26 protein-coding genes are annotated in these 24,360 nt (G+C 58.6%); 20 read left to right on the plus strand and 6 right to left on the minus strand.

Annotation, left to right across the window (positions count from 1 at the left end):
• Window positions 1-24 precede the first annotated feature (24 nt).
• On the plus strand, window positions 25-480 hold the full coding sequence (locus GOX21_RS18420) for a methylated-DNA--[protein]-cysteine S-methyltransferase (RefSeq protein ID WP_170379037.1): 456 nt from the start codon (window positions 25-27) through the stop codon (window positions 478-480).
• 129 nt (window positions 481-609) lie between these two features.
• The gene (locus tag GOX21_RS18425) at window positions 610-1,023 is read left to right on the plus strand and encodes a GreA/GreB family elongation factor (RefSeq protein WP_254428614.1); all 414 of its coding nucleotides are present in this window, start codon (window positions 610-612) and stop codon (window positions 1,021-1,023) included.
• Here the strand turns inward: GOX21_RS18425 and GOX21_RS18430 are convergent.
• From GOX21_RS18430 to fsa, 4 genes are all read right to left on the minus strand, one after another.
• Window positions 1,008-1,721: a CDP-alcohol phosphatidyltransferase family protein gene (locus GOX21_RS18430; RefSeq protein ID WP_170379041.1), complete on the minus strand. Its 714-nt coding sequence runs from the start codon at window positions 1,719-1,721 to the stop codon at window positions 1,008-1,010. The two genes, GOX21_RS18425 and GOX21_RS18430, sit on opposite strands and share 16 nt — an antisense overlap.
• Window positions 1,722-1,804: 83 nt before the next feature.
• Window positions 1,805-2,725: a tyrosine recombinase XerC gene (locus GOX21_RS18435; RefSeq protein WP_170379043.1), complete on the minus strand. Its 921-nt coding sequence runs from the start codon at window positions 2,723-2,725 to the stop codon at window positions 1,805-1,807.
• Window positions 2,722-3,429: a DUF484 family protein gene (locus GOX21_RS18440; protein ID WP_170379045.1), complete on the minus strand. Its 708-nt coding sequence runs from the start codon at window positions 3,427-3,429 to the stop codon at window positions 2,722-2,724. Before GOX21_RS18440 ends, GOX21_RS18435 begins: the two co-directional genes overlap by 4 nt.
• 198 nt (window positions 3,430-3,627) lie before the next feature.
• Window positions 3,628-4,281, minus strand: coding sequence for a fructose-6-phosphate aldolase (gene fsa, locus GOX21_RS18445; protein WP_170379048.1), 654 nt, complete (start codon window positions 4,279-4,281; stop codon window positions 3,628-3,630).
• Between the two features lie 90 nt (window positions 4,282-4,371).
• On the opposite strand from fsa, the gene GOX21_RS18450 reads away from it, so the two are divergent.
• The 4 genes from GOX21_RS18450 to GOX21_RS18465 all read left to right on the plus strand — a co-directional run bounded on the left by GOX21_RS18450 (window position 4,372) and on the right by GOX21_RS18465 (window position 9,266).
• The gene (locus GOX21_RS18450) at window positions 4,372-6,567 is read left to right on the plus strand and encodes a primosomal protein N' (RefSeq protein ID WP_170379050.1); all 2,196 of its coding nucleotides are present in this window, start codon (window positions 4,372-4,374) and stop codon (window positions 6,565-6,567) included.
• Between the two features lie 78 nt (window positions 6,568-6,645).
• Entirely contained in the window at window positions 6,646-7,878 is a 1,233-nt protein-coding gene (locus tag GOX21_RS18455; protein WP_170379052.1) for an MFS transporter, read from the plus strand.
• Window positions 7,879-7,944: 66 nt separating this feature from the next.
• Window positions 7,945-8,823, plus strand: coding sequence for a 50S ribosomal protein L11 methyltransferase (locus GOX21_RS18460; RefSeq protein WP_170379054.1), 879 nt, complete (start codon window positions 7,945-7,947; stop codon window positions 8,821-8,823).
• A 98-nt stretch (window positions 8,824-8,921) separates the two neighbouring features.
• Window positions 8,922-9,266 (plus strand): hypothetical protein, encoded by a 345-nt coding sequence (locus tag GOX21_RS18465; protein WP_170351716.1) that lies wholly within the window; start codon window positions 8,922-8,924, stop codon window positions 9,264-9,266.
• 100 nt (window positions 9,267-9,366) lie between these two features.
• Here GOX21_RS18465 and GOX21_RS18470 read toward each other — a convergent pair whose 3' ends face one another.
• On the minus strand, window positions 9,367-9,579 hold the full coding sequence (locus tag GOX21_RS18470) for a DUF1127 domain-containing protein (protein WP_170351715.1): 213 nt from the start codon (window positions 9,577-9,579) through the stop codon (window positions 9,367-9,369).
• Between the two features lie 329 nt (window positions 9,580-9,908).
• Between GOX21_RS18470 and ruvC the strand changes: the two genes are divergently transcribed.
• From ruvC to GOX21_RS18490, 4 genes are all read left to right on the plus strand, one after another.
• A complete protein-coding gene (gene ruvC, locus GOX21_RS18475; protein WP_170351714.1) occupies window positions 9,909-10,406 on the plus strand; it encodes a crossover junction endodeoxyribonuclease RuvC in 498 nt (165 codons plus the stop codon).
• Window positions 10,403-11,080 (plus strand): Holliday junction branch migration protein RuvA, encoded by a 678-nt coding sequence (gene ruvA / locus GOX21_RS18480; protein ID WP_170351713.1) that lies wholly within the window; start codon window positions 10,403-10,405, stop codon window positions 11,078-11,080. Before ruvC ends, ruvA begins: the two co-directional genes overlap by 4 nt.
• Window positions 11,081-11,084: 4 nt before the next feature.
• Window positions 11,085-12,104 carry a Holliday junction branch migration DNA helicase RuvB gene (gene ruvB, locus GOX21_RS18485; RefSeq protein WP_058283170.1) on the plus strand — a complete coding sequence of 340 codons (1,020 nt, stop codon included), beginning with the start codon at window positions 11,085-11,087 and terminating at the stop codon, window positions 12,102-12,104.
• Window positions 12,105-12,166: 62 nt separating this feature from the next.
• Window positions 12,167-12,790 (plus strand): hypothetical protein, encoded by a 624-nt coding sequence (locus tag GOX21_RS18490; RefSeq protein ID WP_368040042.1) that lies wholly within the window; start codon window positions 12,167-12,169, stop codon window positions 12,788-12,790.
• 3 nt (window positions 12,791-12,793) lie between these two features.
• Here the strand turns inward: GOX21_RS18490 and GOX21_RS18495 are convergent, their stop codons facing one another.
• On the minus strand, window positions 12,794-14,500 hold the full coding sequence (locus GOX21_RS18495; protein ID WP_170379058.1) for a SulP family inorganic anion transporter: 1,707 nt from the start codon (window positions 14,498-14,500) through the stop codon (window positions 12,794-12,796).
• Between the two features lie 180 nt (window positions 14,501-14,680).
• On the opposite strand from GOX21_RS18495, the gene ybgC reads away from it, so the two are divergent.
• From ybgC to GOX21_RS18545, 10 genes are all read left to right on the plus strand, one after another.
• Entirely contained in the window at window positions 14,681-15,076 is a 396-nt protein-coding gene (ybgC, locus tag GOX21_RS18500; RefSeq protein ID WP_170351710.1) for a tol-pal system-associated acyl-CoA thioesterase, read from the plus strand.
• Between the two features lie 109 nt (window positions 15,077-15,185).
• The gene (gene tolQ, locus GOX21_RS18505) at window positions 15,186-15,881 is read left to right on the plus strand and encodes a protein TolQ (RefSeq protein WP_170379060.1); all 696 of its coding nucleotides are present in this window, start codon (window positions 15,186-15,188) and stop codon (window positions 15,879-15,881) included.
• Window positions 15,882-15,883: 2 nt separating this feature from the next.
• Window positions 15,884-16,360 carry a protein TolR gene (gene tolR, locus GOX21_RS18510; RefSeq protein ID WP_170351708.1) on the plus strand — a complete coding sequence of 159 codons (477 nt, stop codon included), beginning with the start codon at window positions 15,884-15,886 and terminating at the stop codon, window positions 16,358-16,360.
• 9 nt (window positions 16,361-16,369) lie between these two features.
• Window positions 16,370-17,470 carry an energy transducer TonB gene (locus tag GOX21_RS18515; RefSeq protein ID WP_170379062.1) on the plus strand — a complete coding sequence of 367 codons (1,101 nt, stop codon included), beginning with the start codon at window positions 16,370-16,372 and terminating at the stop codon, window positions 17,468-17,470.
• Complete coding sequence (tolB, locus tag GOX21_RS18520; RefSeq protein WP_170379063.1) at window positions 17,467-18,786, plus strand: Tol-Pal system beta propeller repeat protein TolB; 1,320 nt, start codon at window positions 17,467-17,469, stop codon at window positions 18,784-18,786. Before GOX21_RS18515 ends, tolB begins: the two co-directional genes overlap by 4 nt.
• Window positions 18,787-18,874: 88 nt before the next feature.
• Window positions 18,875-19,384 carry a peptidoglycan-associated lipoprotein Pal gene (gene pal, locus GOX21_RS18525; RefSeq protein ID WP_170351705.1) on the plus strand — a complete coding sequence of 170 codons (510 nt, stop codon included), beginning with the start codon at window positions 18,875-18,877 and terminating at the stop codon, window positions 19,382-19,384.
• A gap of 4 nt (window positions 19,385-19,388) precedes the next feature.
• Window positions 19,389-20,219 carry a tol-pal system protein YbgF gene (gene ybgF, locus GOX21_RS18530; protein WP_170379065.1) on the plus strand — a complete coding sequence of 277 codons (831 nt, stop codon included), beginning with the start codon at window positions 19,389-19,391 and terminating at the stop codon, window positions 20,217-20,219.
• Complete coding sequence (gene tilS, locus GOX21_RS18535; RefSeq protein ID WP_170379067.1) at window positions 20,216-21,469, plus strand: tRNA lysidine(34) synthetase TilS; 1,254 nt, start codon at window positions 20,216-20,218, stop codon at window positions 21,467-21,469. Before ybgF ends, tilS begins: the two co-directional genes overlap by 4 nt.
• 76 nt (window positions 21,470-21,545) lie before the next feature.
• The gene (gene ftsH / locus GOX21_RS18540; protein WP_170362401.1) at window positions 21,546-23,462 is read left to right on the plus strand and encodes an ATP-dependent zinc metalloprotease FtsH; all 1,917 of its coding nucleotides are present in this window, start codon (window positions 21,546-21,548) and stop codon (window positions 23,460-23,462) included.
• Window positions 23,463-23,567: 105 nt separating this feature from the next.
• Entirely contained in the window at window positions 23,568-24,146 is a 579-nt protein-coding gene (locus tag GOX21_RS18545; protein WP_170379069.1) for an MOSC domain-containing protein, read from the plus strand.
• Window positions 24,147-24,360: the final 214 nt, after the last annotated feature.

Consider the following 24,360-nt stretch of genomic DNA (forward strand, 5'->3'; position numbering starts at 1 on the left):
CTGGCGATCTGAAACGCTGCGGGCATGCCTATGATTGCTGTAGATACCCAGTTTGGTCGTCTTGGAATTGAAGAGACAGATGGTGCGATCACACGCGTTGTCTGGGACGGTGAAGACAACCAACCGGACGCCGCGTTGTTGCAAGAAGCAGCCGCTCAGATGAAAGCCTATGATGCTGGGCAGTTGGAGCAGTTTGATCTTCCATATTTCGTCGCCGGATCAGCCTTTCAAAAGCAGATTTGCGACGTGATGTATGCCATCCCGTTCGGCGAAACTCGAACGTATGGTGACATTGCCAAAGAAGTTGGACAGCCCCCACAACCTGTTGGGCAGGCCTGTGGCGGTAACCCCATCCCTGTGATCATCCCCTGCCACAGGGTTCTGTCGGCCAGTGGTCTGGGTGGGTTCTCGGCCAAGGGTGGGGTAGAGACCAAGGTTGCCCTGCTGCGCCATGAACGGGCGGCGGGCTTGCTGATCTGATCACGGAAATCTGTTGCAATCCGGCTGGTTGAGGCTCAACTTGTATCAGATAGAGAATTCAAGGGATCGCATTGCATGACTGCCTCAACAGACCCGGCCGTCCGAAAAAGGGCCATCATTGATAAACTGATGTCATTGGAAGCACAGGAATTGGCGACGGCACAGGCCCATTACGACGCTTTCCTGAGGGATTCTCAGCTGGATGACCGGGAAGGGCATGACAAGGACGATATCGCGGCCTCGCGCGAGAACGCGGATCTGGCGGCGGCTTTTGATGCCCCTGTGCATGCCCATCACGCCAAGATTGATGTGATTGAAAACACCGATTTCAGTATCACCGATAGGGTGCAGCCCGGGGCCGTCGTCAAGTTCAACAATCGCCGCTTCGTGGTCTGCGTTTCGACCACGCGGTTCGATGTGGACGGCAAAACCTACATGGGCATCTCAACACAAAGCCCGATTTATCTTGCCATGGTTGGCTTGCAAGAGGGTGACGTGTTCACCCACAATGGGACCGAGTTTGAGGTTCAGGAAGTCTTGTAATCTGCGCTTTTGCGCTGTGGAATGATCTGCTGCGCAATTCCTGCGAACACCAGGTACAGGCTAGTAATCACCAAACCCCAATGCGCCCAGCTTTCGGGGTGAAAGTCGACCCAGGCCGCCCAACCTGCAAAGAAGGTCCAGGCAAACGCCATCGGCAGCGACACCGCACGCCACCGCTCGGTCCGCACCGGGTGGATGAATTTCAGCGGCAGGAACATCGCCAGGGACAACAGCGACACCAGCAGCAGGATGACCCAGAAATTGGGCTCTAACGCAAATATGACGATCACGAACATGTTCCAGCAACCGGGGAAGCCAGAAAATGAATTATCTTTTGTTTTCATGCGAGTGTCTGCAAAATACATCGCACTACCAAAAGTGATGACAATGATGGCAAACCAACCGGTCCAGCCATCCATCAGCCCGGATTTGAACAGCGCGAAGGCCGGAATGAATACATAGGTCAGATAGTCGATGATCAGATCCAGCAGCACCCCGTCGAACTCGGGCGCATTCTTTTTGACATGGTAGTGCCGCGCCAACGGCCCGTCGATCCCGTCCACGATAAACGAGACCACCAGCCATAGATACATCAGGCTCCATTTTTCTTCGACGGCCGCCAACATGGCCAGCATTGCGAAAACAGCACCTGTGGCAGTGAACAGATGGACGGAAAGGGCTTTGAATCTAAGAGTCATGGAGGGTTCATGTACGATGCATTCGGCAGATGCAAACCAAAAGCAAGTTTAGAGTGAGTACCCAACGTTACGATGTAGAGACATCACGCTTTGGGATGGGCGCGGTTGTAGACCTCCATCAACCGCGCTGTATCCACAGCAGTGTATGTCTGTGTGGTCGAAAGCGATGCGTGTCCAAGCAATTCCTGAATGGCGCGCAGGTCCCCTCCGGCGGACAGAAGATGCGTGGCAAAGCTGTGTCGCATCGCGTGCGGCGTGGCGGTTGCCGGCAGGCCGAGTTGCATTCGGGCCTTGGCCATTACCCCCTGTATCGCGCGTGGATTCAGTGGGCCGCCGCGTACACCGCGAAACAGAGCTTTGTCCTTGGCGTGTGGATGTGGGCAAAGTCGCAGATAGTGGTCCACCGCTGCGCGGGCGGCGGGCAGAACCGGGACGATTCTCTCTTTGTCGCCTTTGCCGATGATGCGCAGGGTCTCCGGCAGGGGGGCATCTGCGCCGGTCAGTGTGAGCGCCTCGGAAATGCGCAGGCCGCAGCCATAGAGCAGCGTGACCACCGCCACGTCACGGGCCGCGACCCAATCGCTTGTCGATTGCAGCTCGACCGTTTCGATCATGGCGCGGGCGGCGTCTTCGGCCAGTGGCCGGGGCAGTTTCTTGGTAAACTTTGGCGCGCGGGTTGACAGCACGGCCGTGGGTTCAAACCCCTCACGTTCGGACAACCAGCGATAAAAGCTTTTGACGGCTGAAAGTTTGCGGGCAAGCGAGCGTGCGCCCACGCCAGACGCGCGTTGATCGGCCATCCAGGCGCGCATGTCGGATACCGTGATCCGGGCCAGCGCCGCCAGACCCTGCCGCTCGCTGTGGTGCAGGGTCATGAAGGACAGGAAATCGGTAATATCGCCGCGATAGGCGGTTTGCGTATTCTCAGACCGTCCGGCCAACGCCCCCAGACTGTCCAGCCAGTGCTGCAACGCATCGCGACAGGCCGGAGAGATCAGGCTCATGACAACCAGTGGCGCATTGATCGTTCGAACACACTAGCAAAAAACGACAGCAGATCGGTGCCCAGTTGCGGAGTGAAATGGTTGGCGTCTTTGGATCCCATAACAATCATGCCGGGCAAGCGCCCATCGCCCAAATTCAATTTCAGACAGGCCTCGGACCTGAACTGATTGGCCGTAGCCCCAAAAATCCGGGGATTTGGGTTTGGAACCTGACGCAGAACAACCTCGCGTGCGGGGCCGCCGCGGTCTTGGCTGAGATAGGCGTTGATTGCGCCCGGCTCGACCACGGTCAGCACGCCGCCCAGTTTTTCGATTGCCTGATCTTCCTGCATCACTGTTGTTTCCAGAACCAACGTGATGTGATCGATGCGCAGAATCTCGGCCACGTCGCTGCCTAGCGCGCGCAGGAAGTCTTCGAACTCGACAGGTTCCAGCAGGCGCAGAATGGCGCGATGCACCTGATTTGTGCCCGCCAGGTTTTCGTATGCCGCTGCAATGACCGAACGGTGAGTGTCCTCAAGCCGGTCCAGCCGCGCCTCAAGCCGTTGCATGGCGATACCGCGCAGGTCGATGACATTGTCACCGCGCGCCTGTTCGTTGGCTGCGACCAGCGCCTGCATCAGATCCTTGTCGTCCAGCACAGCGTCCGGTTCAGCCAGAATCGCGGCGCGGAGATTATCCTTGAGTTTGGTGTTGCTGCTCATGTCCCGTCCGGTCTTTTTTTGTTGAGCGGCTTATAACACGGGTTGGTGCATTTGCCTTGGAAAAAATACAGGCAAAAGTAGAATTAAACTTGGGTTGTGTCGGAAAAGCTCCCGCCTGCAATGCCCTGATCAAAAGATCAGATTCTGCAGTTGGGCCGGGCGCGACGCCTGATGGCGCCGCGCGGGAGCGTTACAGGATCAGAGGATTTTCTGACCGGTCTTGGCCCAATCAGCCAGGAAGGTTTCAAGACCCTTGTCCGTCAGCGGGTGATCCGCCAGTTTTTTGATCACGGCGGGTGGTGCGGTGATCACGTCTGCACCGATGCGGGCGCTATCTGTCACGTGGTTCACGGTGCGGATCGAGGCTGCTAGAATCTCGGTCTCGTACCCATAATTGTCATAGACCTGACGGATGTCGGCAATCAGGTCCATGCCGTCGAGGTTGATATCATCCAGACGGCCAATAAAGGGCGAGATGAATGTTGCACCCGCCTTGGCAGCCAGAATCGCCTGATTGGTTGAGAAGCACAGGGTCACGTTAACCATCTGGCCTTCGTCGGTCAGCGTTTTACAGGCCTTCAGGCCGGCCCATGTCAGCGGTACTTTGACAGCGATATTCGACGCGATCTTGGCCAGCTTGCGCCCTTCGGCGATCATATCGTCGGCTTCGGTCGCAACCACTTCGGCGGACACGGGGCCGTCGACCAGATCGCAGATCTCTTTGGTCACTTCCAGAATGTCGCGTCCCGATTTCAGGATCAGCGAGGGGTTGGTGGTTACGCCGTCCACCATGCCCAGATCGTTCAGTTCGGCGATGGCGTCGATCTCGGCGGTGTCTACGAAGAATTTCATGAGGGCAGTCCTTTGATGGGTTGGCCTTGGTCGCGGATGCCTTTACCTCAAAGAGACCCATGCTGAAACCCCCTGGCCCAAGGATATGCATTGAGCACTCAGGAGTATTTCGACCAAGGTGAGCTGGTTGCCGTGCTGACCGCACAGCCGCTGGACCGGACGCTGGATTACAAGGCGCCCGAGGGCGGGTGTTTTCTGGGCGCGTTTGTCGAGGTGCCGCTGGGCCCGCGCAAGGTTCTAGGCGTGGTGTGGGGGCCAGGGCAGGGCGGCTTTGATCTAAGCAAGGCCCGATCGGTGATCCGCGTGCTTGAGGTTGCGCCGATGCGCGAAGAGATGCGCGTGTTTCTGGGGCGCGTGGCTGACTACACGCTGACGCCGATGCCATCAATGCTGCGGTTGGCGACGCGCGCGCCTGGACTGGGTGATCCACCGTCAATGCGCAAGATTTATCGCCTTGGACAAGGTGAGCCAGACCGGATGACCGACGCGCGGACCCGTGTTCTGGAGGTTTTGCGGGACTATGGCGGGTTGGCATTTACGCTGAAGGAATTGGCGGAACAGGCTGGTGTGACATCGTCAGTTGTCAAAGGCTTGGTGAAACAGGGTGCCGTGCGCGAGGAGGACAGCCCGCGCGATTTGCCCTATCCACATTTGGATCCGGATCTGCCGGGCAAGACCCTGACCGAAGATCAGACGGCAGCGGTTGCTAAGTTGCAGACCGGTCAGCGTACCGGCGACTATGGAACGACATTGCTGAAGGGGGTGACCGGCTCAGGCAAGACCGAGGTCTATCTGGAAGCTGTGGCCGAGGCGTTGCGGATGGGTCGGCAGGCGCTGGTGTTGTTGCCCGAGATTGCCCTTACCGCCGAATTCCTGACGCGGGTTGAGGCGCGGTTTGGCGCGCGCCCGGCCGAGTGGCACTCGGGTGCGACAATGACCGAACGCCGCCGGGTTTGGCGGATGGTCGGGCAGGGTGACGCGCAACTGGTCGTGGGCGCGCGTTCGGCGTTGTTCCTGCCATTTCGGGATTTGGGTTTGGTTGTGGTCGATGAAGAACACGACACCTCGTACAAACAGGAAGACGGCGTGCATTACAGCGCCCGTGACATGGCGGTTCTGCGGTCGGCCATTTGCGGTGCGCGGGTGATTCTGGCCAGCGCCACGCCGTCGCTGGAAAGCTGGGCCAATGCGGAGGCGGGCAAGTATGAGCGGCTCGACCTGACATCGCGGTTTGGGGCGGCAGTACTGCCCGAGATGCAGCCGATCGACATGCGGGCCGAGCAGATGCAGCCGGGCACGTGGATTTCTCCAAGCTTGCGGCAGGCCGTGCGGCAGCGGATCGAAAGGGGCGAGCAGTCGCTTTTGTTCATCAACCGCCGCGGTTATGCGCCGGTGACGTTGTGTCGGGCATGCGGCGAACAGATTGCCTGCGATCACTGTGATGCGCGGATGGTTGAACACCGGTTTCTCAAGCGTCTGATGTGCCATCAATGTGGTGAGACCAAACCGATGCCTGACGCCTGCCCCTCGTGCGGTGTCGAAGGCAAGCTGGCCCCGGTCGGGCCCGGGATCGAACGGTTGGCAGAAGAGGCCGAGGCGACATTCCCCGAAGCTAAGATCGCGATGCTCAGCTCTGATCTGTTCGGATCGGCGCGGGCGTTGAAGGCCAAGATCGAGGAGATCGCCGAGGGGGATGCCGACCTCATTATCGGCACGCAGCTGGTGGCCAAAGGACATAACTTTCCCAAACTGACCTTGGTGGGAGTTATTGATGCTGATCTCAGCCTGCATGGCGCCGACCTGCGCGCCGCCGAACGCACGTTCCAGTTGATGCGACAAGTCGCAGGTCGGGCTGGGCGCGCGGACAAGCCGGGGCAGGCGTTGTTACAGACGTTTCAGCCAGAACATCCGGTGATCCGCGCCATTCTGTCGGGTGACGAGGAAGGTTTCTGGAAGGCCGAGGCCGCAGGGCGGCAGGCGGCTGGCGTGCCGCCTTACGGGCGCATGGCCGGGATCGTTTTGTCCGGGCCCGAGGTCGGCCCTGTCTTTGACATCGGCAATACCATGGCCCGAAACGATGCACCGCTGCGCGAGATCGGGGCGCAGGTGTTCGGCCCGGCCCCCGCGCCCATCGCGCGTATCCGGGGCAGACACCGTGTACGCCTGCTGGTCAAAGCCCCGAAAGGTGCGCCTATTCAAGACGCTATCGCCCGTTGGATCGCCCCATTGCGCCTGAAAGGCGACATCCGACTGACTGTTGATATCGACCCGCAAAGTTTCTACTGACTCTGCGTTGGCGCAGGGCTGCTGTGCATAGGTAACTTCCCCCTCGTCAAATCCCAAAAATGGGCGTAGAGGGGTCTCATGCTGAAACCCATGCCCCTTGCTGAGGCACAGAGCCTTCCGTTCTGGCGCCGCCCGGTGACGCTCTTGTTCGTAATGGCGTTGACCATGCCCATTGCCTTCAACGCGTGGAGCGCGCTGTTGAACAACTTCGTGATCGAGGTTGCCAATTTCGACGGTGCAGATATCGGCCTGTTGCACACGGTTCGTGAGATTCCTGGCTTTCTTGCCATCGGCGTGATCGCGGTGATCATCTTTATCCGCGAACAAGTGCTGGCGATGATCTCGCTGATGATGCTGGGTGTGGCAACGGCGGTGACGGCTTGGTTCCCAAGTTTGGGCGGGCTGCTGTTCGTTACCCTGTTCAGCTCGATAGGCTTTCACTACTACGAAACCGTCAACCAATCGCTGCAACTGCAATGGTTGCCTAAGGACCGCGCACCGCAGGTGCTGGGTTGGCTGGTTGCAATGGGCTCGGCAGCTACGGCGGTTGTGTATGGTTTGATCGTGCTGACCTGGGAACGGTTCGATCTGTCCTATAACTTCGTGTTTATGGCGGCAGGTGGAGCAACGGCCCTGCTGGCGCTGTTTTGCTTGTTCGCTTTCCCACAGTTTGATGCGCCTACGCCGCAGACCAAGAAACTGGTCCTGCGTCGCCGGTACTGGCTGTATTATGCCTTGCAGTTCATGGCTGGCGCTCGGCGGCAGATTTTCGTCGTCTTCGCAGGCTTTATGATGGTCGAGAAGTTCGGATTTGAAGTGCATGAACTGACCAGCCTCTATCTGATCAATCTGATGATCAACATGATGGCCGCCCCGTTGCTGGGCAAGGCGGTGGCACGGTTCGGTGAACGGCGTACGCTGATCTTTGAATATGCCGGTCTGGCCATCGTGTTCGCTGCATATGGCGGCATCTACTGGTTTGGCTGGGGCGTCATACTGGCCGCAACCCTCTATGTGATCGACCACGTTTTGTTTGCGTTGGCTTTGGCGCTGAAGACCTATTTCCAGAAGATCGCCGATCCGGCCGATATCGCGCCCACGGCGGCTGTGGCCTTTACCATCAACCACATCGCGGCAGTGTTCCTGCCTGCGTTGCTGGGCCTACTTTGGGTGGCCTCGCCTGGAGCGGTCTTTGCACTGGCCGCCGCGATGGCGATGGTGTCGCTGGGCTTATCGCTGCTGATCCCGCGCCATCCTGAGGCTGGCAACGAAACCATCCTGTCGAAATACGTCCCGGCCCCAGCAGAATAAGTGCAACTGCTTGACCTTGGCGGGCCCACGCCCTAGGCGCTGTTTCAACTGAGACAGGAGGCCCCCATGCCCACATTCACTGCGCTTACCACTCTGACCGGCAGGAAAGCCGCCGAAGGTTTGGGCGAAGCGATGGAGCGGCTAGACCCGGAACCCACGGGCGTTGGCGTGTTCGAGGTCGAGGACGGCTCGGGCCTGTGGGAAGTTGGCGGTTATTTCACCGAAGCCCCCGATGACACCGCATTGGCCGTTCTGGCCGCGGCCTTCGAGGCCAAGCCGTTTGTGGTTTCGGAACTGCCCGAAACCGATTGGGTTGCCCATGTGCGCCGCGAACTCGCCCCGGTCGAGGCAGGGCGGTTCTTCGTCTATGGCAGCCACGATGCCGATAAGCTGCCCGAAGGGCGCATCCCGCTATTGATTGAGGCCGCGATGGCCTTTGGCACCGGTCACCATGGCACGACCTTGGGTTGCCTCAAGGCGCTGGATTTCCTGCTGGACGATGAATTCACGGCATCCAAAGTTGCCGATATCGGCTGCGGGACTGCCGTTTTGGCCATGGCCGCCGCGCGGGTTTGGGACGGTGATATCATCGCCAGCGACATAGATCAGGTTGCGGTAGATGTGGCCGAAGCCAATCTGAAAGCCAACGATATGGCCGGTAGGGTTCAATGCATCGAAGCCGCTGGATTCGATCACCCGGATCTGCAGTCGCACGCCCCTTACGACCTGATTTTTGCCAATATTCTCAAAGGTCCATTGGTTGCCTTGTCCCCTGAAATCGGAGCGAATCTGCGGGCCGGAGGATATGCAATTCTTTCGGGAATCCTCAATGAGCAGGCCGATGATGTGATCTCGGTTTATCTACAAAACGGGTTCAATTTAACTAAAAGAGATGAGATTGGTGAATGGACAACGCTAATCTTAAGCAAACAGGGCGTAATTTAGACCATTTTCAGGAGTTTCATGGATTCTTGCCTCTTTTTTGTCGCAATCTGTAACTACCGTCAGGACGTGGTTACGGGGGCGGTTTATTGGAGGCTGCCATGACGGGAAAACAACTGGAATTTGGTCAGCGCGTTCATCGCCTGAACAAGAAACACGCCAAGCTCAGCCGGGGCTATCGCGCCACGATGCGCAAAGATGGCCTGGTGGTGATGAAACCGCAGCGAGTCAAATCTGCGGTTCCGGCTAAGCTGCTCTTGATCTGTCTTGCTGGGCTGTTTGCATTCAAGACCTTTTTGCTAACCAGCCTTGGCGCTTCGGCCTATCAATATCGCGTTGATAGTCTGGCGCAGGGTACGTCGGTTGAACAGGCCGGCGCCTGGGTCATGCAGATTGACCCCGTGTCAGAGTTTTTGGCGACGAATATCAATAGCCTCATTCGCTGAATTCGGTCAGCTTTGAAAAGAAACGCCGCGCATCGTGAAATGCGCGGCGTTCTTTTGTGCCCCTAAGGGAGGAAAGGGGCGAATGAGTGATGGTTGCGTCTTACCGACGACCTTCCACCACGACGTCAATATCGCCGCGGCACAGGCCGATATCTTCCAGCTCGCGATCAGTCAGACCGCTCAGCGTGTTGCGGGTTACACGGGCGTCATTCCATTCTGCGACGGCGTTTACGACCGATGCGAAAGTTGCGCCGATACGGCCGACGAGGCCGAATGAGCCAGTGGTGGCGCGGGTGGTGTCCAATGCAGCCATATCCTGTTTCCTTCTGGTTGGTGTTACAGTTTTGATACTAAGCGGGCATCTAGTGACGTGGATTTGGCCGCGCAAGAGCAGAAATTGCATGTGTCCTATGCAATTTTTGCAAGGGTGGTTCTTTCTAAAAAAGCCTTAATTTATTAGCCATTTAACGGTCATGAAACGTGTCGAATTCAGGCATTTCGCTGTCGCAAACAGGCCGCGCTGTCGCGGGTGGGTTAGGTGTGTCGTTTTCAGACTTCGTGTCAATTCGCTTGGAAAATGTTCACGCTTCGTGCTAATCGGAAACAAAGATCACAAAAAACCCGAGCAGGCCGAGGCACGACATGCGAATTCTGGGCATTGATCCGGGGCTAAGGACCCTGGGATGGGGCGTCATCGAATCACATGGCAGCCGTCTGACCCATGTTGCCAACGGTTTGTGCAAGTCGGACGGGGATGATCTGGGTGAGCGGTTGTTGTCACTGCACAATCAGATCGTCGAGGTCATCGCCGAGCATCAACCTGATCAGGCAGCTATCGAACAGACCTTCGTCAACAAAGACGGGGCCGGAACGCTAAAGCTGGGTCAGGCGCGCGGAGTGGCCTTGCTGACACTGGCGCAGGCCGGATTGCCGGTGGGGGAATATGCACCCAACCGGGTCAAGAAAACGGTTGTGGGTGTCGGTCATGCCGAAAAAGAGCAGGTACTTCACATGGTCAAACTACAGCTGCCTGGGTGTCAGCCCAAAGGGGCGGATGCGGCGGATGCGCTGGCGATTGCCATCTGTCATTCGTATTACGGCACAGCGCCACAGGCGCGCATGAAAGAGGTGCGGGCATGATTGGGAAACTGACGGGGCGGCTAGATTATCGCGCGGCGGATCACGTGCTGATCGACGTGCGCGGCGTGGGTTACCTCGTCTATTGCTCGGATCGGACGATGGCGGCGCTGCCGGGGGTGGGTGAGGCTGTCTCGATCTACACCGACATGGTGGTGCGCGAAGACCTGATGCAGCTTTATGGTTTTCTGTCATTGGTCGAAAAGGAATGGCACCGGCTGCTGTGCTCGGTGCAGGGGGTTGGGGCCAAGGTTTCTTTGGCTATCCTTTCGGCATTGGGCCCCGATGGGGTCAGCCGTGCAATTGCTCTGGGCGACTGGGGCGCGGTTAAGGCGGCCAAGGGTGTCGGACCAAAGACCGCGCAGCGCATTGTGCTGGACCTCAAGGACAAGGCGCCGGGTGTGATGGCCATGGGCGGAACCGTGACCGAGGCAATGGACGGCCCAGAGCTAGAGGTTGTCGAACTGGCGGAACCGGCACCCGCGCCAAAGCGAGCGGTTAAGCAGGCTTCGGGGGCTGCGGCGGCCTCGGCAGGGGCGTTGTCGGCGCTGTCAAATCTGGGGTATGGGCCGTCTGACGCGGCATCCGCCGTGGCCGAAGCGGCAGCCAACCTGCCTGACGCGGGTGAGGCTGATCTGATCCGAGCAGCGCTGAAACTGCTTGCTCCGAAGGGGTGATTGAATGGTAGATGCAGATCCCACCCTGCGGCCCGAGCCGATGCCCGAGGATAATGACCGCGCCCTGCGTCCGCAGGGTCTGGACGAATTCATCGGTCAGGCCGAGGCACGCGCCAATCTGCGTATCTTCATCCAATCCGCCCGTCAGCGGGGCGAGGCAATGGATCACACGTTGTTTCACGGCCCTCCGGGGCTGGGGAAAACCACTCTGGCGCAGATTATGGCGCGTGAGTTGGGGGTGAATTTCCGCATGACCTCGGGGCCGGTTCTGGCCAAGGCGGGGGATCTGGCGGCGATCCTGACCAATCTTGAATCGCGGGACGTGCTGTTTATCGACGAAATTCACCGTCTGAACCCTGCGGTCGAAGAAGTGCTGTATCCGGCGATGGAGGATTTCGAACTGGATCTGGTGATCGGCGAAGGCCCTGCCGCCCGGACCGTTCGGATTGAATTGCAGCCCTTTACGCTGGTCGGAGCGACCACGCGGATGGGTCTGCTGACCACGCCGCTGCGCGACCGCTTCGGGATACCGACCCGGCTGCAGTTTTATACGGTCGACGAGTTACATGAGATTGTCACCCGCAACGCCCGAAAACTGGGGGCACCTGCGGATGATGACGGCGCGCGCGAGATTGCGCGCCGTTCGCGCGGAACACCGCGGATTGCTGGGCGGCTGCTGCGGCGAGTTGTCGATTTCGCCATTGTCGAAGGCGACGGCCGGATCACGCGCGAACTGGCGGACGGGGCCTTGACGCGGCTGGGCGTGGATCATCTGGGGCTGGATGGCGCAGACCGGCGCTATCTGAAGCTGATTGCCGAGAATTACGCAGGTGGTCCGGTGGGGATTGAGACCCTGTCGGCGGCGCTGTCGGAAAGCCGCGATTCGCTGGAAGAGGTGATCGAGCCCTTCTTGTTGCAACAGGGTCTAATCCAACGCACCCCGCGCGGCCGGATGTTGGCGCAAAAGGCATGGACGCATCTGGGCATGGCCGCGCCGAAGGGACAGAGCGATCTGTTTGGTTGAAGTACGCACCATTAGATTTTATGCCACCGGCGGTCGTATTTGATTCAGAAAAGGGGCAGGGCGTGACACCCGATCAGATCGAGGCGCTGTTTACGCGCGAAAGTGGTGAGTTTCTGTTTGCCCGTTGGGGGCGCCCAATCGTGCCGATTGTCTTTGGTGTTGAGGATGAAACACTGGCAACCGTCAAAGGCGCGATCGAGGCCGTGGTGGCATTGGCCGGGCACAAGATGGCCGAAACGGATCCGGAACTAGGTGCCAATTGCATGGTGTTCTTTTTCCGAGACTGGCAAGAGCTGCTGGAGGTTCCCGATCTGGATCGGCTGATTCCCGATCTGGCACCCCTGGTGGATCGTCTGGTGGCTGCGGATGCCAACCAGTACCGGATTTTCCGCTTTGAAGAAGACGGAGCGATCCGCGCGGCTTTTGTTTTTCTGAGAATGGACAAGGAACTGTCCAAGGTTCCGGCGGAAACACTGGCGCTTAGCCAGGTGGTGCAGACCATCTTGCTGTGGTCGGACACCGCATTTCGGACCCAATCCCCATTGGCTGTTGCCGGGGAAACAACCGTTCTGCGACCCGAAATCGCCGAGGTGATCCGCGCGGCCTATGACCCGATCCTGCCCGGGGCTGCGCAGGATGCGTCACACGCGCTGAGGCTGTTTGCGCGGCTACAAGCGCCGCAATAAAGCCTAGGCAGGTGGATTGCTCTGGTGCTGAAACGCCTTAATTAGATCGCTGCCGGTGTCAAAGTATGCGTCAGGCCCAACCAGATCGGTGACACCGTAGCGGTCCAGTTCTTTGCGGACATCCGGTTCGACCAGTAGAAAAACCAGTCGAATGTTCTTGGACTGCAGCAAGCCGTGGATATTTCGCAATGAGTAACCTGCGGTGAAATCCACATCATCAATGGCAGAAGCTTCGATGCAGAACCACCGCAACTTGGGATCGGCCCTATTGACGATTGAAGCGACCTCGTCCGACAGCCGTTGCGTGTTGGCGTAATAAATGCTGTGGGAAAAGCGATAGATCACCAGGCCGGGTTTGAACTGGTTTGACGTGGTGACGGGACTTATATGCCAGCCGCCATCAGGGCTTTGGGCGATGATCGCGTTCTTGGGGTGGTACCCCCGGCGCGTGTGGTCGATCAGCGACAGAACCATGGCAAAGATGATCCCTTGCTCGACCCCGATCAGAACCACAACACCTGCTGTGGCCACCGCGATCCAGAATTCTGACCGTGCCTGACGATAAATGGCAGCAAGGCCCTTCAAATCGATTAGCTTTACACCGATCAGGAAGACTACCGCGGACAGCGCGGCATTTGGCAGGAACGCAAGCGGCCCGGTCAGAAACAGGATCACCACCAGAACAATCGCCACCGTCGTTAGTTGTGCGATTTGATTGCGGCCTCCGGCGCTGGCCACCATCTCGGTTTTGGTGGGGCTGCCGTTGACGACGAAAGTGCCAGTAAAGGCCGCGCCGAGATTGGCCAAACCCAACCCGACAAGATCGGTGTTTTCGCTGAACTTGTCCTCGTACCGGGCCGCATAAGCGCGCGAGGTTGCGGCGCTTTGGGCAAGGATCACCGCAAAGATCGACAGGGCGGTAGGGGTCAGTTGTTTGAACAGAGGCCAGTTCCAATCCACATCCGGGATTGAAAGGGCGGGCAGGCCGCCAGGAACCGCGCCCAGCACGGTGACGCCCGCCGCGCTGAACTGGAAAGTCCAACTGCAAAGGATGATGCCCAAAATTGCGATCAGCGGGCCGGGTATTTTGGGCGATAAAATTTTGCACCCAATGACGACGACCAGAACGGACAAGGATACCGCGATCGTTGGCCAGCTTGTCTGGTCATAGTGCTGTATCAAGCCGTGAAGTTTGGCCAGCGTTCCGTGGCCCGACGCCTCGATCCCCAGCATTCCGGGCACCTCTCCCGTGGCCACCTGAATGCCTACGCCAGTCAGAAAGCCAACCAGTACTGTTCGAGATAGGAAGTCGGCTAGAAAGCCAAGGCCGATCAGGCGCGCGGCAATCAACAGCACTGCTGCCATCAGCGCCAGCAGAGAGGCCAGCGCCAGATATTCCGAAGATCCTGACACCGCCATACCCGCCAGAGCAGACGCAGTTATGGCCGCCGTGGCGGAATCCGCCCCCACGACAAGATGCCGCGATGATCCGAACAAGGCGAACAGCGCCATCGGTATCAGGATCGTGTACAGTCCCGTCACCACAGGGGTGCCTGCGATTTTGGTGTAGCCCATCACCTCGGGGATCGCGAGACAGGCAAAGGTCAGTCCGGCAAGAACCTCAGTCGGCAGGGACGACCGTTTGATCGGCACGATACCCTGCAGGATGGGCAGTGGGAATTTGCCCTCTTCTCGGTGGGGGGTGGCCATGGGATCCCCTTTAAATTCAAACCTCTATTTGGTCAGCCTAGCCAGCTAGGGGATAAATTTCGATACCAAGTGTTGGGTGACCTGATTTTTTGTAACCTTATAGGGATTGCGCGTTGGCCTGTATCTGTGTGAGGCATGTCCTGCCCCGTTCCAAAGATTTCAACAGGATGGAATGCCAGTATGACCGACCCGCAAAAGCACATCTATTCGGTTCGGGTCTATTACGAAGACACCGACATGGGCGGCGTGGTCTATCACGCGAATTACCTGAAATACATCGAGCGCGCCCGGTCGGACTATGTGCGCCGGTTGGGCAATGACCAAAATGCGATGCGCGATGATGGGATCGTTTGGGTCATCCGGCGGATTGAGGCGGATTACCTGGCCCCGGCCAAGTTCGACGATGAGTTGACCATTGAAACTCATTTCATTTCGCGTTCGGGCGTGCGGCTGACAATGGGGCAGTTGGTAAAACGTGGCGAGACCGAGATTTTTCGCGCCACTGTCACCGCCGTTTGCATGAATGCGCAGGGCAAACCGGTGCGGCTTCCGGCAGAGATTCGCGCATTGCTGTAACAAATTGCGGCGTTGGGGTGGTTCTGTTGGCTTTTCAGGACCATCTGGGTTAGCGTTTGGCAAAACAAGGCCAAACGAACGGCCAACAGGCAAAACAAAGAGCAGGTTCATGGAAGCTGAAACGCTGGCGCTGGCGCAGGAGATCGATTTCTCCATGTGGGGGCTGTATGCCCGCGCGACCTTTATCGTCAAACTGGTAATGCTGATGCTGATCGGCGCATCTATCTGGTCCTGGGGCATCATCATTCAAAAGCTGATCAACTACCGCGCGGCGCGACGTGAGGCCCAGGTGTTTGATGAAAGTTTCTGGTCAGGGAATCCTTTGGATGAACTGTTCGAGCAGATCGGAACGCAACCAGATGGCAGTTCGGAAAAGATTTTTGCCGCCGGTATGATCGAATGGCGGCGGTCTCATCGCACTGATGGCGGGCTGATCGCCGGGGCCACGGCGCGGATCGACCGATCCATGGACGTTGCAATAGCGAAAGAATCTGAGACGCTACAAAAGGGCCTGCCAATTCTGGCGACCGTCGGCTCGACCGCGCCGTTTATTGGTCTGTTTGGAACCGTTTGGGGCATCATGAACGCCTTTATCGAGATTGCCGAGCAACAGAACACAAACCTCGCCGTTGTGGCGCCGGGTATTGCCGAGGCGTTGCTGGCCACGGGTCTGGGCCTGCTGGCGGCGATCCCGGCGGTCATTTTCTACAACAAGCTCAGTGCGGATAGTGACCGGATCGTTGGCGGGTACGAAGCCTTTGCCGACGAGTTCGCCACCATCCTGTCGCGACAATTGGACAGCTAACGATGGGCGCGGCAGTTCAGCAAAACGGTGGTGGGAACGGGCGCAGACGCGGGCGGCGTCGCGGCCGGGCGCAGCCAATGGCCGAAATCAACGTGACGCCGTTTGTGGACGTTATGCTGGTGTTGCTGATCATCTTCATGGTCGCGGCCCCATTGTTGACCGTGGGGGTGCCGGTAGACCTGCCGAAAACGGCGGCCAGTGCCTTGCCCGGCGATAACGAAGAACCACTGACCGTAACACTGACCGCGGATGGACGCGTGCAGATCCAGACGACGGACGTGGTGCGCGAAGAGTTGATTGGCAAACTGCGCGCCATTGCGGCAGAACGCAGCAGTGATCGCGTGTTCCTGCGGGCCGACGGGGCGATTCCTTACGCGCAGGTGATGCAGGTAATGGGTGCGTTGAATGCGGGTGGGTTTTCCAATGTGGGTCTTGTGACCGATAGCGGCGGGCCTGCCCTGGACGAAGGTGGAGAGTGAGGCCGCGCGGTGGATACCGGCACCAAGATCTCGGCTGTTGCCCATGTCGTCTTGATTGGATGGGCTTTTTTCGGCGGTACGTTCCGGTCCGACCCCCTGCCTATGGCCGTGCAGGAGGTGTCGGTGGTCTCGGTTGATCAGTTCGATGCTTTAACCGCACAGCGCACCGCGCCTGAGGTGTCGACACCCGTTGCCCTGCAACCGCCCGAAGTGCCCACCGAAGATGTGACACCGCCCGCACCGGTTGAAGAAGAACAAACCCCACCCGAGGTTGTGACCCCAGCTGAACCCGAGCCCGATCCCGTACCCGAACCGGTCGAGGCTCCGCCAGAACCCGAAGTGGTCGACGAAGCGCCGACACTGGATCAGCCCGAGCCAGTGACCGAAGTGCTGCCCGTGGCTCCGGGCCCCGAGGCGCAGCCGCGCCCCGCTGACAAGGTTGCACCGGAACCCATTGCGCCACCACCGCCCGAGGCGGAACCGGACGAAGTGGAAACGCCCGCTGTGTCGCTGGATGAGGGTGCGGATACCCAGCAGGAACAGCAGGATCAAACCGCTCCGGAAGAGGCCACGGATCAGATCGTGACCGAAGCCGAGGAAACCAAAGAGAACGCTCCGCGTACGTCCCCGCGACCGCAGGTGCGGCCAAACCGACCCGCGCCACCGGCAGATCCGGTAGTGGCAGAACCTGAGGAGCAGGAGTCGACGCCACCAACACAAGTTGACGAAAGCGCCGTTGAAGATGCTTTGGCCGAGGCTTTGCAAGAGAGTAGTGAGCCTGCTGGTCCTCCACTGACAAGCGGTGAGAAAGATGCAATGCGTCTGGCTGTGTCACAGTGTTGGAACGTGGGGTCATTGTCCACGGATGCCTTGCAAACGGTTGTAGTCGTTGGATTTTCATTGACCCGTGAAGGGAAGGTGGAAGGCGGTAGCCTGCGTATGATCGATAGCTCGGGCGGAACAACGGCGTCTGCTAAACAAGCTTACGAAGCCGCCAGACGGGCAATATTGCGCTGTGGTGCCAAAGGTTACGACCTGCCTGCTGACAAATATGCTCAGTGGCAAGATATTGAGATTACATTCAATCCCGAGAGGATGCGGATCAAATGATAAGATTTCTGACCAGCCTATTGCTTGGCCTGACGATTATGACAGCGCCGGTATACGCACAGAGCGGACCGCTGCGTCTGGAACTGGATCAGGGGATCATTGAACCCTTGCCTTTTGCGGTCCCGAATTTTGTGCCTGACGGGCCAGCCGCGGCGCAATATGCCAACGACATCTCTCGGGTCGTTGCCGCCGACCTGACCGGTACGGGGCTGTTCCGCGAAATCTCATCGGACGCATTCATCAGCCGGGTCAGTAGTTTTGATGCGCCGGTCCAGTTTGCCGACTGGAAAGCCATCAATGCCGATGCGCTGGTGACGGGTGCTGTGAACGTCTCGGGCAACCGGCTGACTGTGCGATTCCGGGTGTGGGATGTGTTTTCGGGTCAGGAACTGGGCAACGGTCTGCAATTTGCAGGCACTACCGAAGGGTGGCGGCGCATGGCGCATAAAGTGGCCGATCAGGTTTACAGCCGCATCACGGGAGAAGGCGGATATTTCGACAGCCGCGTAGCCTTTGTTTCGGAAAGCGGGCCCAAGGATCAGCGCCTGAAACGTTTGGCGATCATGGATTATGACGGAGCCAACGTGCAGTACCTGACTGACAGTGCCGCCATCGTCCTGGCCCCGCGCTTTTCGCCGTCGGGCGATCGGTTGCTCTATACCAGTTATGAAACCGGTCAGCCACGTATCTATGTTCTGGACGTCGACCGAGTGAAAAGAACCGAATTGCAGACGCAAGAAGGCACGATGAGCTTTTCCCCACGCTTTTCGCCCGATGGCCGCTCAATTGTTTATTCGTTGATTCAGGGCGGCAATACCGACCTGTGGAAGATGGACCTGGCCTCGGGCCAAAGCGTTCGACTGACGAATACGACGGCCATCGAGACTGCGCCCAGCTATTCCCCGGACGGTTCGCAGATCGTGTTTGAAAGCGACCGTTCGGGCACACCGCAGCTGTATATCATGCCCGCCAATGGGGGTGAGGCAACACGGATCAGCTTTGGTCAAGGCCGCTATGGCACTCCGGTCTGGTCGCCGCGTGGCGATTTGATTGCGTTTACCAAGCAGAACAAGGGCCGTTTTCATATCGGTGTCATGCGTACGGATGGCAGTGAAGAACGACTGCTGACCTCATCCTTCCTTGATGAGGGGCCGACCTGGTCCCCCAATGGCCGCGTCATCATGTTCACCCGCGAAACGCAGGGGGCCAGCGGGCGGGCGACGCTGTATTCGGTGGATATTTCGGGGCGGAACTTGCATCCGGTGCGCACTCCGGATGGCGGCAGCGATCCGTCTTGGGGGCCATTGCAGAATTGATCGGGGCAGGCGGTTGGAAAAGTTCACAAAAATCCTGCACTGTGATACAGAGACGGCAATAAACCGATAAAACAACGAGGCACTTGAAATGAACGTATTGGGCAAAGTTCTGGCTATAGGCGCGCTGAGTGTAATCGCCGCCTGTACCAACAACGATCCATCGGCACTGGGTGGCGGTTTTGGAAATGGCGCAAATGGTGCCATTGCGCCGGGCTCGCCCAGCGATCCGCGCTCGCCCGCCTATTTCCAGCAAACTGTTGGCGACCGGGTATTGTTTGCAGTGGATCAGTCCACACTGACACCACAGGCGCAAACGGTCTTGCAGGGGCAGGCAGACTGGCTTTTGGCCAACCCGGATTTCGTGGCTACTATCGAGGGTCATGCAGATGAACAAGGCACACGCGAGTATAACCTTGGTCTGGGCGCGAAACGGGCGAATGCGGCCCGCGACTATTTGATCTCGCGCGGGGTGGCAGGGAACCGCCTGACAACAGTCAGCTACGGCAAGGAACGCCCGATTGAGATTTGCAGCACCGAGGAATGCTATTCCAAGAACCGCCGCGCGGTTACGGTGCTGACCGGTTCAACCTTGGGGTAAAACGATGAGACTTGCAGGATGGGTTCTGGCCGCAGTTATTGCGACCGCCGGTGTGGCACAAGCACAGGATCAGCAGACGCTGGCGGATATCCGTCAGGAATTGACAGTGCTGCACGTGGAGATTCAACGCCTAAAGCGTGAGTTTTCGACGACCGGATCTCCGGCGCCGAACCTGTCTGGCAGTTCCATTCTGGAACGGGTCGACGCGATCGAGGCCGAGTTGCAACGCCTCACGAGCCAGACCGAGCAGCTAAATCAGCGGGTTCAGAACGTCGTGACCGATGGCACCAACCGGATCGGCGACCTGGAGTTCCGTCTGGTCGAACTGGAAGGCGGAGATCTGAGTACGCTTGGCGAAACCTCGACCTTGGGTGGTGATTCAGGAGCTACGGTAGGTTCTGCGTTACCCATTTCACCAACGCCCTCTTCGGTAAATGAGCAGGGGGAACTGGCGATCGGCGAACAATCAGACTTCGAAGCTGCTGCGCTGGCCCTGTCCGAAGGGGATTTTCAGGCCGCAGCCGACCAGTTCGCGCAGTTCGATTCGTCGTATCCAGGCAGCCCGCTTGCGCCCGAAGCACATTTGAAGCGCGGGCAGGCGCTGGACGGATTGGGCGACACGCGTGAGGCCGCACGGGCGTTCCTGGCCAGTTTTACCGGCGATTCCGAGGGTGCGTTTGCCCCCGAGGCCCTGTTTGAACTGGGTGCCGCGTTGGGGCGTCTGGGACAAACCGAACAGGCCTGTATCACCCTGACAGAGGTTGGCGTGCGGTTCCCGGCCTCGGCCACAGTATCCGCCGCCACTCAGGAAATGGCGTCGCTGGGCTGTTCTTGACGGGCGAGGCCGAAACACTTCGATCTGAACTCCGCAAGCGGCTTCCTGACCGACTGCCGCCACGTTTGGGTGTCGCCGTATCTGGTGGCGGAGATTCGGTGGCGCTGCTGCATCTGCTGCATGAAATCGCGCGGCCCGAGCAGTTCGATCTGTTTGCGGCCACCGTGGATCATGGATTGCGCCCCGAATCGGCATCTGAGGCTATTTGCGTGGCCGAACAGGCCGCTGGATTGAATATCCCGCACGAAACGCTGCGCTGGCAGGGGTGGGATGGTACAGGCAATCTGCAGGATCAGGCCCGTCAGGCGCGGTATCGATTGTTGACCGACTGGGCGAACCGGAATGACATATCGGCGATTGCTTTGGGACATACAGCCGATGATCAGGCCGAGACTGTTCTGATGCGGTTGGGCCGGGCGGCCGGTGTGACAGGATTGTCAGGGATGCCTTGGGTGCGGGACCAAAACGGCGTGTCGCTGCTGCGCCCGATGTTGGGAATCACTCGGCAAACCCTGCGCGGCTACCTGTCGCGGATCGGCGCAAGTTGGATCGAGGACCCGTCGAATCAGGACTTCAAATTCGACCGGATCAAAGCGCGTGAAGCCCTGACAGGGCTGGAACCGCTGGGGATTTCTGCACAATCGCTGTCGCGCGTGGCCGAAAATCTTGCACAAGCGCGTGAAGCACTGGCGCATTATACGCAGGAATCCGCACGACGAGTTACTGATGTGTATAGCGGGGACATTTGCGTGGACCGCGACGGCTTTGAACTGCTTCCGGCAGAGATTCAACGGCGGCTGGTCATTGGAATCACCGTGTGGATCGCAGGACCGGGCTATCCGCCGCGCGGGGCTGCGGTGGATCAGGCTGTGGCAGCCGTTCGGGATGCAAAGACCCTGACTCTGGCGGGCTGTTTGTTGATCCCACACGGCGATAAAATGTGGTTTTGCAGAGAGCTAAACGCCGTGGCGACAGAAATCACCGCCCCGGAAAAGCTTTGGGATGACCGCTGGGTTCTGTCCGGCCCTCGGGCCGTGGGCGCCGAGGTGCGTGCGCTGGGTGAGACTGGTTTGCCGCAGGTGCCGGAATGGCGCGCATTGGGCAAACCACGTATGGCGCTTTTGGCCTCGCCTGCCGTGTGGAGCGGTGAAAACCTGCTTGCTGCACCCCTAGTTGATTATTCCAACGGTTGGACAGCCGAAATGGCCCCACAAAGGCCCGAGTTTTACTCTTCGCTTTTATCGCATTGAACATGCTTGAATCATCTCTATTTTATAGGGCAAACCGGCAGACCCCCACCTGCCGAAATCTTTTGGGAGATATTCCTTGGGCAACGCTCGTAACATCGCCTTCTGGGTCGTTCTGTTTCTGCTGATCCTTGCACTGTTCAATTTCTTCAGTGGTCAGGGCGGAACGCTTCAGAGCAATGAAAGAACTTATTCCGATTTTGTCAGCGCAGTTGAAAGCGGCGAAGTCAAAAATGTGACGCTGGACGGTGAACAGATTCGCTATTCCACGCAAAGCGGCGCGACCTATGTCACCATCAAACCCGCCGATGCCGAAGTCACCAAGCTGCTGATCGATGAGAACATTCCTGTTCAGGCCGTGAAACAGCAGCAATCCGGGTTTCAGTCCTTCCTGATCACGTTGCTGCCTTTCCTGTTGCTGATCGGGGTCTGGATTTACTTCATGAACCGGATGCAGGGCGGTGGCAAAGGCGGCGCGATGGGCTTTGGCAAGTCCAAGGCCAAGATGCTGACCGAAAAGCATGGCCGCGTGACCTTTGACGATGTCGCGGGCATTGATGAGGCCAAGGAAGAGCTGGAAGAGATCGTGGAATTCCTGCGCAACCCGCAGAAATTCAGCCGTCTGGGTGGTAAGATTCCGAAGGGCGCGCTGCTGGTTGGCCCTCCGGGTACCGGTAAAACACTGCTGGCCCGTGCCATTGCTGGTGAGGCGGGTGTGCCGTTCTTCACCATCTCGGGGTCCGACTTTGTCGAGATGTTCGTTGGTGTCGGTGCATCCCGTGTCCGCGACATGTTCGAACAGGCCAAGAAGAACGCGCCCTGTATTGTCTTCATCGACGAGATCGACGCCGTAGGTCGCCATCGTGGTGCCGGTTATGGCGGTGGTAATGACGAACGCGAACAGACCCTCAACCAGTTGCTGGTCGAGATGGACGGGTTCGAGGCCAACGAAGGCGTGATCATTCTGGCAGCCACCAACCGTAAGGACGTTCTGGACCCTGCGCTGCTGCGTCCGGGCCGGTTTGATCGTAACGTGACTGTCGGCAACCCCGACATCAAAGGCCGCGAAAAGATTCTGGGCGTTCACGCACGCAAGACGCCTCTGGGTCCCGATGTCGATCTGCGCATCATCGCGCGTGGTACGCCGGGCTTCTCGGGTGCGGATTTGGCGAACCTCGTGAACGAGGCCGCGCTGATGGCCGCGCGCGTGGGCCGTCGCTTTGTCACCATGGAAGATTTTGAGAATGCCAAGGACAAGGTGATGATGGGGGCCGAGCGTCGCTCGATGGTGCTGACCCAGGATCAGAAAGAAAAGACCGCCTATCACGAGGCCGGTCACGCCGTTGTCGGCCTGACTCTGCCGCTGTGTGATCCGGTCTACAAGGCGACGATCATCCCGCGCGGTGGTGCGCTGGGCATGGTTGTTTCGCTGCCGGAAATGGATCGCCTGAACTATCACCGTGACGAATGTGAGCAGAAGCTGGCCATGACCATGGCGGGTAAGGCCGCCGAGGTGATCAAGTACGGCGAAGACCACGTTTCGAACGGTCCTGCCGGTGACATCATGCAGGCCAGCCAACTGGCGCGCGCCATGGTGATGCGCTGGGGTATGTCGGACAAGGTCGGCAATATCGACTATGCCGAAGCGCATGATGGATATTCAGGCAATACCGCCGGGTTCTCGGTTTCGGCTCATACCAAAGAGCTGATCGAGGAAGAGGTGAAGCGTCTGATCCAGCAGGGTTACGAGCGCGCCCACCAGATTCTGACCGAACAGAACGAGGAATGGGAGCGTCTGGCACAGGGTCTTCTGGAATATGAGACGCTGACCGGGGACGAGATCAAGCGCGTCATGAACGGTGAATCGCCCAGCGAGGGTGATGATGATGGTGACAATCCCGACGAGGGCAGCGCGCCCAGCGTGACAGCGATTCCTAAGACAAAGGTCAAGAAGTCTCCGCCCGATGGTGGGATGGAGCCGGAACCTTCAGCTTAAGTACATCAGACCCGGGCATTGTCCCGGGTCTTTTTTGCTTCACTTCACAGTCGGGATACGTACGGTGCGAAGAGCCGTTGTCAGGAATTTGGAGCGAGGCCCCACATGCCGGTGATGCGAAAAACCGAGTATTCGGCGCAGGTTGTCTGGTTGGGGCATGTACCGTCAGGTGGCTCGCTGCGCGCCCGTCCGGTCGATCGGTTGGATCTTGATTTTGCCGGGGAAACAGGCGCCCGTCATGCAGGGGTCAATCGAGCCTCATGTATGCGTATGAAGAACCTGTACCCCGAAGATACTGAAATTCGAAATGTGCGTCAGTTGACGATTCTGTCGTCCGAAGAACTGGACGAGATCGCAAGTGGAATGGGGCTGGAAACGCTCGACCCCACCTATTTGGGGGCGTCGATCGTGCTAAAGGGAATACCGGATTTTACCCATATTCCGCCCTCATCGCGGCTGCAGGCCCCCGATGGGCTTACGATGACCGTTGATATGGAGAACCGCCCTTGCATCTATCCAGGGAAAGAAATCGAATCTGACATTCCAGGCTATGGCAAGACGTTCAAACCCGCCGCCAGGGGTCGTCGTGGCGTCACGGCCTGGATCGAACGTCCGGGAACGTTGAAGCTGAACGACTCCGTCTCGCTTTTTGTGCCGGATCAGCGCGCGTGGGAACCCTTATAAGCCTCGGAATGTTGCGCTAACAGCGCCAGAACTGGGTCAACGCCGTTTCACGCCATGATTATGTCGGAATTCATATCCATTGCGATTGTACACGACGGTATGGATTGATCAGCACCGACGTATTGCGTCGGCACGCACGGCATTCAATCAGGGACCCTGCCCAATGAGCTACAAATCCGACATCGAAATCGCCCGTGAGGCGAACAAGAAGCCG

This window comes from Ruegeria atlantica (assembly GCF_013032005.1).
GTDB classification, from domain to species: domain Bacteria; phylum Pseudomonadota; class Alphaproteobacteria; order Rhodobacterales; family Rhodobacteraceae; genus Ruegeria; species Ruegeria atlantica_A.